We start from the raw sequence: 1,463 nt of genomic DNA, 5'->3' as shown, positions 1-1,463 counted from the left end.
TGTGGCACAGGCTCTGACCTGGGCTTATGTGGCCCAAAGCCGTAGTGCAGTTTCGGAACGGAGCTGCACTACGCTGCTCTACGCCCTCGGGCCCACGGGCCCGGAAACGGCCTCTGACCTGGGCAAACGCCGTAGTGCAGTTCTAGTGCACTTTCCCGGACCAAACTGCACTACGGCCTCCCGAGCCCCCGCGCGGGCCGGGTCCGGTCGGCCGGCCGCCGCCCGGTCGGTCCGGGTCGGCTCCCCGGATCTCGTCCCTGTAGGGGTATGAGTCCGCGCGAAAACTGCACTAACTGCACTACGGATCATGTGGCACAGGCTCTGACCTGGGCTTATGTGGCCCAAAGCCGTAGTGCAGTTTCGGAACGGAGCTGCACTACGCTGCTCTACGCCCTCGGGCCCATGGGCCCGGAAACGGCCTCTGACCTGGGCAAACGCCGTAGTGCAGTTCTAGTGCACTTTCCCGGGCGGAACTGCACTACGGTCTCCCCCGACCCGACTCCGAGGGCCGGTCGTCAACCACCCGGGCACGAACGGGTGACCCCCGAAACGCTGGCAGTCCAGCCACTGCACCCACTGCACATGCGTGCGTGCAGTACCCTCCGGCCATGCTGACAATCGCGTTCGTCAACCTCAAACCGGGCGTGGGCAAGAGCACCAGCAGCGTGTTCACCGCCCAGTCCCTCTACGAAGAAGGGCACAACCCGCTGCTGGTCGATGCCGACAAGGGCCAGTCCGCGGTGAGGTGGGACGAACTGGCCGGCGGGATGCCCTTCCCGGTGGTGGCCAAGGCAACCAAGACGCTGCACACCTCCCTGCCCGAGATCATGGCAGGCCGGGGCTCCCTGGTGGTGGACGTGCCACAGGTCGAGGACCACGCGGCCATCGCCAAGTCCGCGCTGCGGTACTGCAACACCTGGGTCCTGCCGATCGCGCCCAGCATGATCGAGGTGGACCGGATGTTCGCTGACGACATCCTCCAGGACTTCCTGGACGAGACCCAGGACATGAGGAGCGAACCGGCGGACGTGGTGGTCCTGCTGACCCGGACCAACACGTCCAGGGCGACGAAGGCCGGCCCCGACGCGAACGTCCGGGCGGTGATGGCGGACAAGGGCTTCGAGGTGCTGACCACCCAGATCAAGCACAACGACGACCAGTTCCGGCAGTCCGGCGGCTCCCGCATCCGGGCGATCGGCACGCCGTACCAGCGCCTGGTGCGCGAGCTGCTGAGCCGGAAGGCGGCCGGCTGATGGCGGGGAAGGCGAACTACGGAGCCGCCGCCGACCGGTCGAAGAAGCCGCCGCGCGAGGTGGCCGCGCCCCGGGTCCGCACCGAGCCGATCCGGGTGACTCTGGACCTCAAGCCGACGCTGCACACCAAGCTCAAGAAGTGGTGCAACCTGACGGCCGCAGAGAGGGACCTGCCCGAGGTGGCGATGGCGCCCGTGCTCCGCCTCCTGG

The 1,463-nt window shown here is 67.5% G+C and carries 2 protein-coding genes; both read left to right on the top strand.

From position 1 onward, the window contains the following. The first annotated feature begins 608 nt into the window (after positions 1-608). A complete protein-coding gene (locus ACFWPT_RS40905) occupies positions 609-1,253 on the top strand; it encodes an AAA family ATPase (protein WP_380488129.1) in 645 nt (214 codons plus the stop codon). Then, on the top strand, positions 1,253-1,463 hold a 211-nt coding region (locus tag ACFWPT_RS40900), incomplete at its 3' end, for a hypothetical protein (protein WP_380488126.1). The genes ACFWPT_RS40905 and ACFWPT_RS40900, both read left to right, overlap by 1 nt.

This window comes from Kitasatospora sp. NPDC058478 (genome assembly GCF_042720345.1).
Lineage (GTDB): Bacteria > Actinomycetota > Actinomycetes > Streptomycetales > Streptomycetaceae > Kitasatospora.
Note: the sequence above shows the minus strand (reverse complement) of the source record. Positions and strands in the feature narration are given on the sequence as shown.

Excerpts from the sequence above, each read along its gene's own strand:
- ACFWPT_RS40905 (WP_380488129.1), top strand. The coding sequence starts at position 609 with ATGCTGACAATCGCGTTCGTCAACCTCAAACCGGGCGTGGGCAAGAGC.